The organism is Rahnella selenatireducens (assembly GCF_046449555.1).
Taxonomy (GTDB): domain Bacteria; phylum Pseudomonadota; class Gammaproteobacteria; order Enterobacterales; family Enterobacteriaceae; genus Rahnella; species Rahnella selenatireducens.
The window spans coordinates 1-14,494 of record NZ_JBKEZJ010000033.1; the positions used below are offsets into that span (position 1 = coordinate 1).

The window sequence follows — 14,494 nt, forward strand, 5'->3', positions numbered from 1 at the left end:
GAATAAATGAAGTTAATTGAGGATAAACTCCCCGGCCAATGGTCGGGGAAAATCAAGGCAAAAAAAGTATTCTTTACCAGTCCTGCGGCATTTCTTCCTGCCCGGCGCGGAACTGGCCGCGGGGCATGATATTTAATGTTTCATGCAGTTCTGACCAAACCAGCACGATCTCGCCGCTTTTCAGCTGGCGTTTCACGTCATCCACTTTTTGTTCAAGAGATCTTTCCTGCTCGCCGTAGTCGGTGCCTTCGCGTAAAACGAAAGATTCCACCACGCTGGTGAGCAACTCTGCGTCCAGTTCCTGCCAGGGAATTATCACAACGTTATTTCCTTTGTTTTTTCTTCGGTGTGTTCAGTGATGGGGTTTGCTGCTGTTTCTAAATGCGGCGCAAGCCATGCCGGAATGCGTTGTTCCAGCCACATCTGCGGATTACGCAGGCTGCCGGAAACGAAACCCACGTGTCCACCGTGTTCGGTCAGCTGGTATTCAACACAATCCGGTAAATCCTCAGCTTTCGGGATTACGTCAGGCGTCATAAACGGATCGTCTTTCGCATGGATAATCAGCAATGGCGTCCGGACCTGCGCGAGTAACGGCATTCCGCTGCACTGACGATAATAATCCAGCGCGTCGGCAAAACCGTGCGCCTTTGAGGTAATCGCATCGTCGAAATCCCGGATGCGGCGCATGGCTTTCAGTTGCGGCAGCGTGACGGGAAGGGTGCCGGGATATTTCGCCAGTTTCCGTGATGCGTTTCCTTTGAGCTGATCCAGCAGGTAGCGCTGGTAAATCCGCGATGTGCCCTGTTCCAGCCGGTAAGCGCAAGGTTCGAGCATCAGCGGAGCCGACACCACGACGGCGGCTTTCAGTGTACAATTTTCGCCTTCCTGCCCGAGATAACACGCCAGCATATTGCCGCCGAGCGAAACGCCCACTGCGCCGGTCGGCACTTCACCGTAGGATTCATTCAACCAGCGAATGAAAAAGCGGGCATCTTCAGTTTCACCGGAATGGTAAATGCGCTGAAGTTTATTGGGTTCGCCGCTGCATCCGCGAAAATGCATGACCACACCGAGCCAGCCGCGTTCTTTCCACGCCTGCAATAATCCGTGGGCATACGGGCTGTAAAAACTGCCTTCCAGCCCGTGAAACAGGATCATGCGTGGCTTATGGCGCGCCTGTTCCGGGTTTTCGCTCCAGGCTAAATCCAGAAAATCGCCGTCCGGTGTGTCCAGCCGTTGCCAGTGAGGTTTGAGTTTTGCATTGCGCCGGACCAGCCGTGGAAGCAGTGTCTGGATATGCGGGTTGCTGGCCCCGCGCAGGGGGCGAAAGGATTCATACATAAGATGAATAAATTTCTCTTAAGGGGCTCTTGTGCGATCAATATCACGCTGTTAGCTTCAATGCTATCGCACATCTTTCGGGTCGGAGAACCCAAATTAAATGGAACTTGGTTTATTTTTATCGATGCTTGGATTTTTATGGGTCGCCGCTATCACTCCTGGCCCGAATAATATGTTGTTAACCACGTCAGGCGCTAACTTCGGTTTCTTCAGGTCACTCTGGCTGATGGTCGGCATTATGCTCGGCATGCAAAGCATTTTGCTGCTGGTGGCGTTCGGCGTCGGCGGACTGATTACCGTTTATCCTGCGCTGCACCTTTTCCTCAAAATCGCCGGGAGCCTTTATCTGCTGTGGCTGGCGTGGAAAATTGGAACGTCTGCGTATGAAACACTGGAAACCGGCGCACCGCCGCCGAAACCGATTCGTTTGTATCAGGGCTGGTTGCTGCAATTTCTGAATCCGAAAGCCTGGCTGATGGGACTTGGCGCTGTCGCCAGTTTCAGCCTGGCCGGTGCGGCTTATAACCATTCCATTGCCGGGATCAGCTTGGGAATGTTTATGGTGAATCTGGTTTCCGGGGTTATCTGGCTGGGCTTTGGCACCGTGATAGGCCGCCTGCTGCGTAGTAAACGCGCGTGGTATACCTTCAATATCGCGATGGGGATCCTGACCGCCGCCTGTGTGTTGCTGATCTGGCACTGATGACTTCAGATAAACGCTTCAGATATAAAAAAGGAGCCGTAATGGCTCCTTTTACTATTTTACAGCAAACTCAGCTTTCTATATCAAACGCTTTTGACATCTCTTCCAGCTGTTCCTGCGCATCGAGCCAGGTCATTTCGGTTTCATCCAGCGCGCCTTTCACTTTGGTCTGCAGTTGCAGGCATTCGGTGAGATCGGCTTTACGGCTGATGTCGTAAATCGCGGAATCGGCCAGACGTTCTTCAATCGTCGCCAGTTCGGTACTCAGTTTTTCCATCTGCGCTTCGAGTTTGGTGATTTGCTTGCGCAGCGGCTGAGTCTGGTTGCGGAAATCGGCTTCGCGGCGTTTCTGGTCTTTACGCGACTGCGCGCTGTTCACGCCACCGTCTTTGGCCGGTGCATCCTGCTGGCTTTCCTGACGCTGAATATCCACCAGCCATTGCTGATAATCTTCCAGATCGCCGTCGAACTGTTCCACTTTGCCGCCGTGAACCAGATACAAATCGTCGGTGGTCGAACGCAGTAAGTGACGGTCATGTGAGACGACAACCATCGCGCCTTCGAAGTCGATTAATGCTTCCGTCAGCGCCTGACGCATATCGAGATCCAGGTGGTTGGTCGGTTCATCGAGCAGCAGCAGGTTAGGGCGCTGCCAGACGATGAGTGCCAGCACCAGACGCGCCTTTTCGCCGCCAGAGAAACGCCCGGTCGGATCCGTCACTTTGTCGCCGTGGAAACCAAATCCGCCCAGATAATCACGCAGCTGCTGTTCCGTTTCGCGTGCGGCGAGGCGGGTCAGATGTTGCAGCGGCGATTCGTCAGCACGCAAAAACTCCAGCTGATGCTGGGCGAAGTACCCGAGTTTCACGCCTTTCGCCAGGCCGATGTCGCCCTGAAGCGGCGGCATGGTACCGGCGAGCAGTTTGATCAGCGTCGATTTGCCCGCGCCGTTACGGCCTAACAGGCCGATACGCGAGCCCGGCACCAGATTCAGTTTGATGGAATCCAGAATGGTGGTGTCGCCGTAGCCTGCGCTAACTTTTTCCATGCGCAGCAGTGGATCGGGTAAACTTTCCGGCGAGCGGAAGCTAAAATGAAAAGGATTGTCGACGTGCGCCGGTGCAATCAGTTCCATGCGCTCCAGCATTTTTATGCGGCTCTGCGCCTGTTTGGCTTTGGTCGCCTGAGCACGGAAACGGTCGATGTAACTTTGCAGATGCGCCACTTTTTCCTGCTGACTTTCAAACAATGCCTGCTGTTGCGACAGTTTGGTCGCACGCTGACGTTCGAAAGACGAGTAGTTGCCGGTGTATTCGTTCAGCGATTGCTGTTCGATATGCAGAATTTTATCGACAATCGGATCCAGGAAATCGCGGTCATGGGAAATCAGAACCAGCGTCCCGGTATAGCCTTTCAACCACTTTTCCAGCCAGATGACGGCGTCTAAATCCAGGTGGTTGGTCGGTTCATCCAGCAGCAGTAAATCAGAACGACAAATCAGCGCCTGCGCCAGATTCAGACGCATACGCCAGCCACCGGAGAAGGATTTTACCGGCTGCTGTAACTGATTCTGGCTAAAGCCCAGACCGCTCAGCAGGCTGGCCGCGCGCGCCGGGATCGTCCAGGCATTAATCGCATCGAGCTTGCCGTGCAGTGTGGCGATAGCGTGGCCATCATCACGCTCATTGGCGTGCTGTAATTCGGATTCTAACTGACGAAATTCGCGGTCGCCGTCGATAACATACTCTATCGCCGGCTCGTCGAGTGCCGGTGTTTCCTGATTGACCCAGGCCAGCGCCCAGTTACCGGGAAAAGTCAGGTTGCCGGCGTCGGCGCTCATTTCACTTTTCAGCAGCGAAATCAGGGTGGATTTACCGCAGCCATTTTTGCCCACCAGTCCGACTTTCTGGCCGGGATTGATGGTCGCAGACGCGTTGTCCAGCAGCACATTGGTGCCGCGTCGGATTTGTAAGGAGGAGAAAACAATCATAAAGCGCCGTGTTGAGAGTATGTTAAATTGTCATGATAATGATTTAAACAAGACGTATCGCGTCCCATTTAGTCTTTGCGAAGCATGGTAACGGAAAAACCGCACCCTGACGACGCTTTGGAGGTATTGATGTCGCAGCCACCAAAGGTTTTGCTGCTTTACGCTCACCCGGAATCACCCGATTCGGTCGCCAACCGCGTTTTACTGCAACAAGCCCGGCAGCTCGAACATGTCACCGTGCATGATTTGTACGCCCACTATCCTGATTTTTTTATTGATATCCACCGAGAGCAACAACTGCTGCGCGAGCACAAAGTGATCGTTTTCCAGCATCCTCTTTATACCTACAGTTGCCCGGCGCTGTTGAAAGAGTGGATGGATCGCGTTCTGGCGCGTGGTTTCGCCAGCGGGGCGGGCGGGAATGCGCTGAACGGAAAATACTGGCGTTCGGTTGTGACGACCGGCGAACCGGAAGGGGCGTATAAAGCGGGCGGCTATAACCGCTATCCGATGTCCGACATTATGCGTCCGTTCGAACTGACGTCGGCGATGTGCCATATGCACTGGATGACGCCGATTATCATTTACTGGGCCCGCCGTCAGAAACCTGATGTGTTGCAAAGCCACGCCGAAGCGTATGGCGAATGGCTAAAGTCCCCGCTGCCGAACGGAGGGATTGCCTGATGGATGGTTCTAATTTACCCGCCGCGATCCTGCTGTTTTTATTTGCGGCCGTGGTTGCGGTTCCTGTTGCCCAGCGTTTAGGAATTGGCGCGGTGCTCGGCTATTTGCTGGCCGGGATCGCCATCGGCCCGTGGGGTTTGGGCTTTATCCGCGACGTCGATGAAATTCTGCATTTCTCCGAGCTGGGCGTGGTGTTCCTGATGTTTATCATCGGGCTGGAGCTGAATCCGGGGAAACTGTGGGAACTGCGGCGGCAAATTTTTGGCGTCGGCGCCGGGCAGGTGATTCTGACCGCGCTGGTGCTCGGCGGTTTATTGTGGCTGACGAAATTCTCCTGGCAGGCGGCGGTGATCGGCGGCATCGGGCTGGCGATGTCTTCAACGGCGATGGCGCTGCAGCTGATGCGCGACAAAGGCATGACGCGTAATGAAGGCGGTCAGCTGGGTTTCGCCGTGCTGCTGTTTCAGGATATCGCGGTGATCCCGGCTTTGGCGCTGATCCCCATTCTGGCGGGCGGCTCTGAAGGCAGTAATAACTGGGAGATGATCGGCCTGAAAGTGCTGGCTTTCGGTGGCATGTTAATCGGCGGCCGCTATCTGCTGCGGCCGATTTTCCGGCTGATTGTCGCTTCTGGCGTCCGCGAAGTCTTTACGGCGGCGGCGCTTCTCGTGGTGCTCGGTTCTGCGTTGTTTATGGATACGCTGGGCTTTTCGATGGCGCTCGGAACATTCATCGCCGGTATTTTACTGGCCGAAAGTGAATATCAGCACGAACTGGAAATCGCGATAGAGCCATTTAAGGGTTTACTGCTCGGGCTGTTCTTTATTTCCGTCGGCATGGCGCTCAATCTCGGCGTGCTTTACACCCATATTCTGCTGGTGCTGGCGGGCGTCATTATTCTCGTAACTGTCAAAGGCGCTGTGCTTTACGCGCTTTCGCGGATATTCGGATTGCGTACGTCGGTTCGGTTGCAGTTTTCTGCCGTTCTCAGCCAGGGCGGGGAGTTTGCCTTCGTGCTGTTCTCGGCGGCGGGGGCGCAGAAAGTTATTTCCTCTTCTCAGCTTTCGCTGTTGCTGGTGGTGGTGACGTTATCAATGATGACCACGCCGCTGCTGATGCAGTGGGTGGATCGCATTCTGGTTCGCCGTTACAACGACGGTGAAGAAAGCGATGAAAAACACTTTGTGCAGGATGATGAACCGCAGGTGATTATTGTCGGGTTCGGGCGTTTCGGGCAGGTAATTGGCCGTTTGCTGATGGCGAACAAAATGCGCATTACCGTGTTGGAGCGCGATATCAGCGCTGTTGGCCTGATGCGGACTTACGGCTACAAAGTGTATTACGGCGACGCGACTGAACTGGAATTGCTCAGGGCGTCTGGCGCGGAAAAGGCGAAGTCGATCGTGATTACCTGCGATGAGCCGGAAGACACGATGACCATCGTGCATTTGTGCCAGCAGCATTTTCCTCATCTGAATATTCTTGCCCGCGCCCGGGGGCGTGTTGAAGCGCATGAGCTATTGCAGGCCGGTGTGGCGAACTTCTCCCGCGAGACGTTTTCCAGTGCGTTGGAATTAGGAAAAAAGGCGCTGGTGACGTTGGGCATGCATCCGCACAGCGCCTACCGCGCTCAGCAGCATTTTCGCCGTCTTGATATGCGGATGCTGCGTGAACTGGTGCCGCAAAACCGTGGCGACGTAGCGCAGATTTCCCGAGTGAAAGAGGCGCGGCGCGAACTGGAAGACATCTTCCAGAGCGAAATGCACAACGAACGACGTCAGCTTGACGGCTGGGACGATGATGAATAGTCCGGCAGACGAAAATTTTTTGTGCCGTCTGAATGAAAAATGACCGGAAGCAATGTCGAAAATTTCAGGAGAATTAACATGGCGTCTACCCGTAAACGTTTCATCGCTGGTGCGGTGTGCCCGAAATGTAAGGCGATGGATACACTGGCTTTATGGCAGGAAGATCAGGTCGAAGTGGTGGAGTGCGTGAAGTGCGGACACCATCAGCGGCAGACCGACGCGCAGGTCACTAAGAAGCTGCGCCCGGAAGAGCAGGTGATTGGTATTTTCGATCCGAAGTAGCGTTATCGCTCGCGTTTTTTTATGCTGTTAAGTACAGAGACGCGGATTTCCGCTACACTCTTCGCCAAATTTATCCGGCGGTGATTTTCAGGATGATCTCATCCAAAAGACGCCGTCACTGAATTAGCCTTAAGCGAAGTTGCGATCGTTCCCGAAACGTTCGCAGACAACAAATTGAGTATCCAACGGTAGGAGTTATCATGAAAGTAGCAAAAGACCTGGTCATCAGTGTGGCATATCAGGTACGTACAGAAGACGGTGTGTTGGTTGACGAATCTCCGGTGAGTGCGCCGTTGGATTACCTGCACGGCCACGGTTCCCTGATCTCCGGTCTGGAAACTGCACTTGATGGTCATGCTGTTGGTGACGTGTTCGATGTGCATGTAGGCGCAAACGACGCTTACGGCAACTACGACGAAAACCTGGTTCAGCGCGTACCGAAAGATGTCTTCATGGGCGTTGATGAGCTGGAAGTTGGCATGCGTTTCCTGGCAGATACCGATCAGGGCCCGGTTCCTGTCGAAATCACTGAAGTTGACGGCGACCACGTTGTGGTTGACGGTAACCACATGCTGGCGGGTCAGGATCTGAACTTCCACGTTGAAGTGGTTGCTATCCGCGAAGCGACGGAAGAAGAACTGGCTCACGGCCACGTTCACGGCGAACACGGCCATGACCATGGTCACGACCATGAACACGGTGACGGTTGCTGTGGTGGCCACGGTCACAGCCATGATCACGACCACGACCATGACCACGGTAAGAAAGGTGGTTGCGGCGGTAACGGCGGCTGCGGTTGCCACTGATCGTTCTGTCAGCAGAGTGGTCAAAAACAAAAGGCGCCTTCAGGCGCCTTTTTTGCTGCGTGCAATGGCGGAAATCAATAGTGCGGTGGCGGCGTTTCTTCCGACTGATCGGCAATCATTGACGGCTGGCTGGCGCGCAGTTTGTCTGTCAGCAGGCGCAGGTGATCGTGCAATCTGCTCATTTCCAGCTGGTGCTGCGTCACAATCAAATTCAGTTCTTCGATGGTGATTTCCTGAAAAGCCAGTTTGTTTTCCAGCATCTCCAGACGTTGTTCAACGGTATTTGAGTCCATCATCATTCCCTCATTGTGCGTCCCAAGCCTCTCAGATTGAGCGCTGACCGGAACCTCATTCTGTATTGTAGACCGGCGATTCTACCCGTAAACCCGCCTGATTGCCTGACCTGCGGCGCTTTATCTGTTCGTCCTGATAATTTTAGGAAACTAATTGATGCAAAAAAGGTCGGAATAAGACGCTAATGGCGTGTATAGAGATTGTTTTGTCGTGAGACGGACAGTTATAGTAACCGCCGAACTTTCGTAATTATTACCAGAGGTCTCACACTTCTGGTCTTGGAGAAATGGATGAAATCACTGTTTAAAGTAACTCTGCTGGCAACTACCATGGCGATCGCCCTGAATGCCACTCAGGTTATGGCTGCTGAAGCCACAGCACCGGCCGCTGCTGCCCCTGCGCCAGCCGCTGCAGCTGCACCGGCAGCAACAGATAAGACCAAGTTCAAAAGTGATGACGAGCAGGCAGCGTATGCACTGGGTGCATCTCTGGGCCGTTACATGGACAATTCACTGAAAGAACAAGAAAAACTGGGTATCAAGCTGGATAAAGACCAGCTGATCGCCGGTGTTCAGGACGCGTTTGCAAACAAAAGCAAACTGTCTGATCAGGAAATCGAGCAAACTCTGCAAACCTTCGAAGGCCGTGTAAAAGCATCTGCACAGGCCAAAATGGAGCAGGACGCTAAAGCTAACGCTGACAAAGGCGACAAATTCCGTGCTGATTTTGCCAAAGAAAAAGGCGTGAAGAAAACTGAATCTGGTTTGCTGTATCAGGTTGAGAAACCAGGTACCGGCGCAGCGCCGAAAGACAGCGATACCGTTGTTGTTAACTACAAAGGCACCCTGACCGACGGGACTGAGTTCGATAACTCTTATACCCGTGGCGAGCCACTGTCCTTCCGTCTTGACGGTGTTATCCCAGGCTGGACCGAAGGCCTGAAACACATCAAGAAAGGCGGCAAAATCAAGCTGGTCATCCCACCAGAACTGGCCTACGGCAAAACTGGCGTCCCGGGGATCCCGGCTAATTCCACTCTGGTGTTCGATGTTGAACTGCTGGACGTGAAAGCAGCGCCAAAAGCTGATCCTAAAGCCGCTGAGAAACCTGCTGAAGCAGAAGCTGCGCCGAAAGCTAACTAAGCTGCCGCACAGTTGCTGTATAAAACCGTCGCTTAACGCGGCGGTTTTTTTTCGTCAGTAACTTTTATTTGAACCCGCCCCTCTTTTTATTGCGGTTACTCTATGATGATAACTTGACGCTTTTGCCCGCCCGGCATAACGTCACAGATCCATATACTCGCAAGGCCGTTTTTTCTGTACGTTTGATACAGTAACGACCCTGAAATGATGAATAATGCGCTCTGACTCCCGTTGGAAGGCGCGATATAGAGGGTGGTAGCTTCGATGTCTAATTCGCTTATAACTGGCGAAACCGGCGATCTGGATTTGCTGGACCAACGTCCTTTCAGTCAGGTTGACCATGAAATTTTGTCTTCATATGAGGCCGTGGTGGACGGGCTTGCAATGCTGATTGGTGAGCACTGCGAAATTGTTCTGCATTCACTGGAAGACCTGAAATGCTCAGCCGTTCGCATCGCGAATGGCGAACATACCGGCCGCAAAATCGGCTCGCCGATTACAGATCTTGCTCTGCGCATGTTGCATGACATGACCGGCGCTGACAGCAATGTCTCTAAAGCTTATTTCACACGCGCAAAAAGCGGTGTGCTGATGAAGTCGGTGACTATTGCCATCCGCAACCGTGAGCAGCGTGTCATCGGGCTGCTGTGCATCAACATGAACCTTGATGTGCCTTTCTCGCAGATCATTCAGACCTTCATGCCGCCGGAAACGCAGGAGGTGGCTTCTTCGGTTAACTTTGCATCGTCAGTTGACGATCTGGTTGCTCAGACGCTGGAATTCACAATTGAAGAAGTGAATGCGGACCGCAATGTTTCTAACAATGCGAAGAACCGCCAGGTTGTGCTGAATCTCTATGAGAAAGGTATTTTTGATATTAAAGATGCCATTAATCAGGTGGCTGACCGTCTGAATATTTCCAAGCACACTGTGTATCTTTATATCCGCCAGTTTAAAAGTGGTGACCTGGTGGGGAACGAACGTTGAAGCTCCGCTACTGCCTTTTGGTAACCGGTCCGGCATATGGAACTCAGCAAGCCAGTGCGGCGTATCAGTTCGCACTGGCACTCATTGCCAGCGGGCATAAGCTCGATAGCGTTTTTTTCTATCGTGAAGGCGTACTGAACGGCAACCTGCTTTCTGCACCTGCCTCCGATGAATTCGATTTAGTGAGATCCTGGCAGCGGATGGCCGCTGATCATCAGGTGGCGCTCAACGTGTGCGTCGCCGCGGCATTGCGTCGCGGTGTGATTGACGAAACGGAAGCCCATAATCAGGGGCACGGTCAGACAAACCTGCAACCGGGTTTTCATCTGACCGGGCTGGGCAGTCTTGCCGAAGCCTCATTAACCTGTGACCGTATGGTGCAGTTCTGATGTGCTATTGCAGAGAATAAAAATGAAGAAGGTAGCGTTTATATTTACGCAGGGACCTCACGGGTCTTCCGCCGGGCGCGAAGGCCTCGACGCATTGCTTGCCACATCAGCGCTGACCGAAGATATTGGCGTCTTTTTTATGGCAGACGGCGTTTTTCAGCTAATGCCTGCGCAGCAGCCTGAAAAAATTCTGGCCCGTAATTATATCGCCACGTTCGGTGTGCTGCCCCTTTATGATGTCGACCAGTGCTTTGTCTGCACCGAGTCGCTGAAGGCTCGCGGTTTATCTGCCGGGCATGAATGGGTGCTGGACGTTGAACCGCTGTCTGTGGCTGAAATCCGCGGCCGGCTGGCCGGTTTTGATGTGGTGATGACGTTTTAAATCAGGAAACCCCATGCTTTTTACCCTTTCCAATTCTCCGCAACATTGTGATTTTTCATTGCTTCTTAAGATGGTTGCACCGGATGATGCGCTTTTGCTGATGCAGGATGGTGTACTCGCGGCGCTCCATGACAGTGAAGCCTGCGAACTGCTGAGGCAGCACGTTCAGTCAGTGTATGTATTAAGCGAAGATCTGGCTGCACGAGGATTGATTGGTCAAATTTCGCACAAAATTACCCTGATCGACTATACTGGTTTCGTTGCGCTGACTGAGAAGCATGCACAGCAAACGGCATGGTGAATCAACGATGTGCTGTATATTTCTTGACACCCTCTAAGGTCAGCCCTAAAATTCTGCGTCCCCATATTAGCTAATGCTTTTTATGGGGCGATTTATCACGCGTTTACAAAGTAGTTTATGAACCAAAATCCAGGAGCTTTTTAATGGCAACAATTAATCAGCTGGTACGCAAACCACGCTCTACGAAGGTTGCTAAAAGCAACGTTCCAGCGCTGGAAGCTTGCCCGCAGAAACGTGGCGTATGTACTCGTGTATATACTACCACCCCTAAAAAACCAAACTCCGCACTGCGTAAAGTATGCCGTGTGCGTTTGACTAACGGTTTTGAAGTTACCTCCTACATCGGCGGTGAAGGTCATAACCTGCAGGAACACTCCGTGATCCTGATCCGTGGCGGTCGTGTAAAAGACTTGCCAGGTGTGCGTTATCACACCGTCCGTGGCGCACTGGACTGTTCAGGCGTTAAGGATCGTAAGCAATCTCGTTCTAAATACGGCGTTAAAAAGCCGAAGTCTTAATGGTTCTCCGTTAAGTAAGGCCAAACATTTTCACATTACTGTCAAAATAAACTCTTAGAGTTTTGGACAATCCTGAATTAACAACGGAGTATTTCCATGCCACGTCGTCGCGTCATTGGTCAACGTAAAATCCTGCCAGATCCTAAGTTCGGATCCGAACTGCTGGCAAAATTCGTAAACATTCTGATGGTAGATGGTAAAAAATCTACTGCAGAAGCAATCGTCTACACTGCTCTTGAGACCCTGGCTCAACGTAGCGGTAAAGGCCACCTGGAAGCTTTCGAAGTCGCACTGGACAACGTTCGTCCGACTGTCGAAGTTAAGTCCCGCCGCGTAGGTGGTTCTACTTATCAGGTTCCAGTTGAAGTCCGTCCGGTTCGTCGTAATGCTCTGGCAATGCGTTGGATCGTTGAAGCTGCTCGTAAACGCGGTGATAAATCCATGGCTCTCCGCCTGGCGAACGAACTTTCTGATGCTGCAGAGAACAAAGGTACTGCAGTTAAGAAACGTGAAGACGTTCACCGTATGGCTGAAGCCAACAAGGCGTTCGCCCACTACCGCTGGTAATCACTTCGCAGTAGTTATGCTAACCAAGCGGGCGCTTCAAGAAGCCAACCCGCTTGGGTTAACCGAACTTGAACGTCCTAGTAATAGAGGAATCAAATGGCTCGTAAAACACCCATTGAGCGCTACCGTAACATTGGTATCAGTGCTCACATCGACGCCGGTAAGACAACTACTACCGAACGTGTTCTGTTCTACACCGGTGTAAACCACAAAATCGGTGAAGTTCATGACGGCGCTGCAACCATGGACTGGATGGAGCAGGAGCAGGAACGTGGTATTACCATCACGTCCGCTGCGACTACCTGTTTCTGGTCAGGTATGGCTAAGCAGTTCGAACCACACCACATCAACATCATCGACACCCCAGGGCACGTTGACTTCACCATCGAAGTTGAACGTTCCATGCGTGTTCTTGATGGCGCGGTAATGGTTTACTGTGCTGTTGGTGGTGTTCAGCCACAGTCTGAGACCGTATGGCGTCAGGCAAACAAATATAAAGTTCCACGTATCGCGTTCGTTAACAAAATGGACCGTATGGGTGCTAACTTCCTGAAAGTTGTTGATCAGATTGAAAAACGTCTGGGCGCAACTCCGGTGCCACTGCAACTGGCTATCGGCGCGGAAGAAAAATTCACCGGTGTTGTTGACCTGGTGAAAATGAAAGCTATCAACTGGAACGAAGCCGATCAGGGCGTGACCTTCGAATACGAAGAGATCCCTGCTGATATGCAAGAACTGGCTGAAGAATGGCGTCAGAAACTGGTTGAATCCGCAGCTGAAGGTTCTGATGAGCTGATGGAGAAATTCTTTGGTGGCGAAGAGCTGACTGAAGAAGAGATCAAAACTTCTCTGCGTAAGCGCGTTCTGAACAACGAAGTTATCCTGGTTACCTGTGGTTCTGCGTTTAAGAACAAAGGCGTACAGGCAATGCTGGATGCGGTTGTTGAGTATCTGCCAGCACCAACTGACGTTGAAGCTATCAACGGTCTGTTGGATGACGGTAAAGACACTCCAGCAGTTCGCCATTCAGACGATGCTGAGCCGTTCTCTGCTCTGGCGTTCAAAATCGCTACTGACCCATTCGTGGGTAACTTGACGTTCTTCCGTGTTTATTCCGGTCTCGTCAACTCAGGTGACACTGTATTTAACCCAGTGAAATCTCAGCGTGAACGTCTGGGTCGTATCGTTCAGATGCATGCTAACAAGCGTGAAGAGATCAAAGAAGTTCGTGCAGGCGATATCGCTGCAGCGATCGGTCTGAAAGACGTGACGACTGGTGATACCCTGTGTGATCCGGATAACGTGATCATTCTGGAGCGTATGGAATTCCCTGAACCGGTAATCTCTGTTGCTGTAGAACCAAAAACCAAAGCTGACCAGGAAAAAATGGGTCTGGCTTTGGGTCGTCTGGCGAAAGAAGACCCATCATTCCGCGTTTGGACTGATGAAGAGTCTGGTCAGACAATCATCGCAGGTATGGGTGAACTTCACCTGGACATCCTGGTTGACCGTATGCGTCGTGAGTTTAACGTTGAAGCTAACGTCGGTAAGCCGCAGGTTGCTTATCGTGAAGCAATTCGCGCTAAAGTTACTGATGTGGAAGGTAAACACGCTAAGCAGTCTGGTGGTCGTGGTCAGTACGGTCACGTTGTGATCGACATGTACCCATTAGAACCTGGCACGAATCCGAAAGGGTATGAGTTTGTCAACGAAATCAAGGGTGGTGTAATTCCTGGCGAATTCATCTCCGCGATTGACAAAGGCATCCAGGAACAGCTGAAATCCGGTCCACTGGCGGGTTACCCGGTAGTCGATCTGGGCGTGCGCCTGCACTTCGGTTCTTACCATGACGTTGACTCCTCCGAGCTGGCGTTTAAACTGGCCGCTTCTATCGCCTTCAAAGATGGCTTTAAGAAAGCGAAACCAGTTCTGCTTGAGCCGATCATGAAGGTTGAAGTAGAAACTCCGGAAGAGAACACTGGTGACGTCATCGGTGACCTTAGCCGTCGTCGTGGTATGCTGAAAGGCCAAGAATCTAACGCTACTGGTGTTGTGATTCATGCCGAAGTTCCGCTTTCCGAAATGTTCGGTTACGCGACTCAGCTGCGTTCACTGACTAAAGGCCGTGCATCTTACTCCATGGAATTCCTGAAGTATGATGATGCGCCGAATAACGTGGCCCTGGCCGTTATTGAAGCTCGTGGCAAATAAGCCACTGGTTTAAACACAATGATCCCGTGCTCTCTCTTTGAAGGGAGAGCACAAGAGTAAGGAATATAGCCGTGTCTAAAGAAAAA

At 52.2% G+C, this 14,494-nt stretch carries 17 protein-coding genes; 13 read left to right on the forward strand and 4 right to left on the reverse strand.

Annotation, left to right across the window (positions count from 1 at the left end; translation table 11 throughout):
- Positions 1-73 precede the first annotated feature (73 nt).
- Positions 74-319: a YheU family protein gene (locus tag ACLBVC_RS24460; protein WP_410151773.1), complete on the reverse strand. Its 246-nt coding sequence runs from the start codon at positions 317-319 to the stop codon at positions 74-76.
- Positions 316-1,344, reverse strand: a complete 1,029-nt coding sequence (locus ACLBVC_RS24465; RefSeq protein WP_410151774.1) for a hydrolase — start codon at positions 1,342-1,344, stop codon at positions 316-318. Before ACLBVC_RS24465 ends, ACLBVC_RS24460 begins: the two co-directional genes overlap by 4 nt.
- Positions 1,345-1,444: 100 nt before the next feature.
- Between ACLBVC_RS24465 and ACLBVC_RS24470 the strand changes: the two genes are divergently transcribed.
- A complete protein-coding gene (locus tag ACLBVC_RS24470) occupies positions 1,445-2,047 on the forward strand; it encodes a LysE family translocator (protein ID WP_410151775.1) in 603 nt (200 codons plus the stop codon).
- A gap of 70 nt (positions 2,048-2,117) precedes the next feature.
- Here ACLBVC_RS24470 and ACLBVC_RS24475 read toward each other — a convergent pair whose 3' ends face one another.
- On the reverse strand, positions 2,118-4,037 hold the full coding sequence (locus ACLBVC_RS24475; RefSeq protein ID WP_410151776.1) for an ABC transporter ATP-binding protein: 1,920 nt from the start codon (positions 4,035-4,037) through the stop codon (positions 2,118-2,120).
- A 129-nt stretch (positions 4,038-4,166) separates the two neighbouring features.
- Here ACLBVC_RS24475 and kefG point away from each other — a divergent pair, with 129 nt between their 5' ends.
- The 4 genes from kefG (at position 4,167) to slyD (ending at position 7,617) form a co-directional block, all read left to right on the forward strand.
- On the forward strand, positions 4,167-4,721 hold the full coding sequence (gene kefG, locus ACLBVC_RS24480; RefSeq protein WP_195814716.1) for a glutathione-regulated potassium-efflux system ancillary protein KefG: 555 nt from the start codon (positions 4,167-4,169) through the stop codon (positions 4,719-4,721).
- Positions 4,721-6,529: a glutathione-regulated potassium-efflux system protein KefB gene (gene kefB, locus ACLBVC_RS24485; RefSeq protein WP_195814715.1), complete on the forward strand. Its 1,809-nt coding sequence runs from the start codon at positions 4,721-4,723 to the stop codon at positions 6,527-6,529. The genes kefG and kefB overlap by 1 nt, the downstream gene beginning before the upstream one ends.
- Before the next feature lie 78 nt (positions 6,530-6,607).
- Positions 6,608-6,811, forward strand: a complete 204-nt coding sequence (locus ACLBVC_RS24490; protein ID WP_410151777.1) for a YheV family putative zinc ribbon protein — start codon at positions 6,608-6,610, stop codon at positions 6,809-6,811.
- Positions 6,812-7,011: 200 nt separating this feature from the next.
- A complete protein-coding gene (gene slyD / locus ACLBVC_RS24495) occupies positions 7,012-7,617 on the forward strand; it encodes a peptidylprolyl isomerase (RefSeq protein WP_195814714.1) in 606 nt (201 codons plus the stop codon).
- A 74-nt stretch (positions 7,618-7,691) separates the two neighbouring features.
- Here slyD and ACLBVC_RS24500 read toward each other — a convergent pair whose 3' ends face one another.
- Positions 7,692-7,910, reverse strand: coding sequence for a protein SlyX (locus ACLBVC_RS24500; RefSeq protein WP_112288598.1), 219 nt, complete (start codon positions 7,908-7,910; stop codon positions 7,692-7,694).
- A 291-nt stretch (positions 7,911-8,201) separates the two neighbouring features.
- Between ACLBVC_RS24500 and fkpA the strand changes: the two genes are divergently transcribed.
- From fkpA to fusA, 8 genes are all read left to right on the forward strand, one after another.
- Positions 8,202-9,053 carry an FKBP-type peptidyl-prolyl cis-trans isomerase gene (gene fkpA / locus ACLBVC_RS24505; RefSeq protein ID WP_101077417.1) on the forward strand — a complete coding sequence of 284 codons (852 nt, stop codon included), beginning with the start codon at positions 8,202-8,204 and terminating at the stop codon, positions 9,051-9,053.
- Positions 9,054-9,317: 264 nt separating this feature from the next.
- Positions 9,318-10,040 carry a helix-turn-helix transcriptional regulator gene (locus ACLBVC_RS24510; protein WP_165061123.1) on the forward strand — a complete coding sequence of 241 codons (723 nt, stop codon included), beginning with the start codon at positions 9,318-9,320 and terminating at the stop codon, positions 10,038-10,040.
- Complete coding sequence (gene tusD, locus ACLBVC_RS24515; protein ID WP_410151778.1) at positions 10,037-10,429, forward strand: sulfurtransferase complex subunit TusD; 393 nt, start codon at positions 10,037-10,039, stop codon at positions 10,427-10,429. The genes ACLBVC_RS24510 and tusD overlap by 4 nt, the downstream gene beginning before the upstream one ends.
- Positions 10,430-10,451: 22 nt before the next feature.
- Entirely contained in the window at positions 10,452-10,811 is a 360-nt protein-coding gene (gene tusC, locus ACLBVC_RS24520; protein ID WP_410151779.1) for a sulfurtransferase complex subunit TusC, read from the forward strand.
- 13 nt (positions 10,812-10,824) lie between these two features.
- Complete coding sequence (gene tusB / locus ACLBVC_RS24525; RefSeq protein WP_410151780.1) at positions 10,825-11,112, forward strand: sulfurtransferase complex subunit TusB; 288 nt, start codon at positions 10,825-10,827, stop codon at positions 11,110-11,112.
- Positions 11,113-11,255: 143 nt separating this feature from the next.
- The gene (gene rpsL, locus ACLBVC_RS24530; protein ID WP_013573668.1) at positions 11,256-11,630 is read left to right on the forward strand and encodes a 30S ribosomal protein S12; all 375 of its coding nucleotides are present in this window, start codon (positions 11,256-11,258) and stop codon (positions 11,628-11,630) included.
- A 96-nt stretch (positions 11,631-11,726) separates the two neighbouring features.
- Positions 11,727-12,197: a 30S ribosomal protein S7 gene (gene rpsG / locus ACLBVC_RS24535; protein WP_005969574.1), complete on the forward strand. Its 471-nt coding sequence runs from the start codon at positions 11,727-11,729 to the stop codon at positions 12,195-12,197.
- Between the two features lie 96 nt (positions 12,198-12,293).
- On the forward strand, positions 12,294-14,408 hold the full coding sequence (fusA, locus tag ACLBVC_RS24540) for an elongation factor G (protein WP_410151781.1): 2,115 nt from the start codon (positions 12,294-12,296) through the stop codon (positions 14,406-14,408).
- The last annotated feature ends 86 nt before the right edge of the window (positions 14,409-14,494 follow it).

What these genes read in the sequence shown, in the direction of transcription:
- ACLBVC_RS24465 (WP_410151774.1), bottom strand. Translation starts at nt 1,344, where the DNA reads ATGTATGAATCCTTTCGCCCCCTGCGCGGGGCCAGCAACCCGCATATC.
- ACLBVC_RS24470 (WP_410151775.1), top strand. Translation starts at nt 1,445, where the DNA reads ATGGAACTTGGTTTATTTTTATCGATGCTTGGATTTTTATGGGTCGCC.
- ACLBVC_RS24475 (WP_410151776.1), bottom strand. Translation starts at nt 4,037, where the DNA reads ATGATTGTTTTCTCCTCCTTACAAATCCGACGCGGCACCAATGTGCTG.
- kefG (WP_195814716.1), top strand. Translation starts at nt 4,167, where the DNA reads ATGTCGCAGCCACCAAAGGTTTTGCTGCTTTACGCTCACCCGGAATCA.
- kefB (WP_195814715.1), top strand. Translation starts at nt 4,721, where the DNA reads ATGGATGGTTCTAATTTACCCGCCGCGATCCTGCTGTTTTTATTTGCG.
- ACLBVC_RS24490 (WP_410151777.1), top strand. Translation starts at nt 6,608, where the DNA reads ATGGCGTCTACCCGTAAACGTTTCATCGCTGGTGCGGTGTGCCCGAAA.
- slyD (WP_195814714.1), top strand. Translation starts at nt 7,012, where the DNA reads ATGAAAGTAGCAAAAGACCTGGTCATCAGTGTGGCATATCAGGTACGT.
- ACLBVC_RS24500 (WP_112288598.1), bottom strand. Translation starts at nt 7,910, where the DNA reads ATGGACTCAAATACCGTTGAACAACGTCTGGAGATGCTGGAAAACAAA.
- fkpA (WP_101077417.1), top strand. Translation starts at nt 8,202, where the DNA reads ATGAAATCACTGTTTAAAGTAACTCTGCTGGCAACTACCATGGCGATC.
- ACLBVC_RS24510 (WP_165061123.1), top strand. Translation starts at nt 9,318, where the DNA reads ATGTCTAATTCGCTTATAACTGGCGAAACCGGCGATCTGGATTTGCTG.
- tusC (WP_410151779.1), top strand. Translation starts at nt 10,452, where the DNA reads ATGAAGAAGGTAGCGTTTATATTTACGCAGGGACCTCACGGGTCTTCC.
- tusB (WP_410151780.1), top strand. Translation starts at nt 10,825, where the DNA reads ATGCTTTTTACCCTTTCCAATTCTCCGCAACATTGTGATTTTTCATTG.
- rpsL (WP_013573668.1), top strand. Translation starts at nt 11,256, where the DNA reads ATGGCAACAATTAATCAGCTGGTACGCAAACCACGCTCTACGAAGGTT.
- rpsG (WP_005969574.1), top strand. Translation starts at nt 11,727, where the DNA reads ATGCCACGTCGTCGCGTCATTGGTCAACGTAAAATCCTGCCAGATCCT.
- fusA (WP_410151781.1), top strand. Translation starts at nt 12,294, where the DNA reads ATGGCTCGTAAAACACCCATTGAGCGCTACCGTAACATTGGTATCAGT.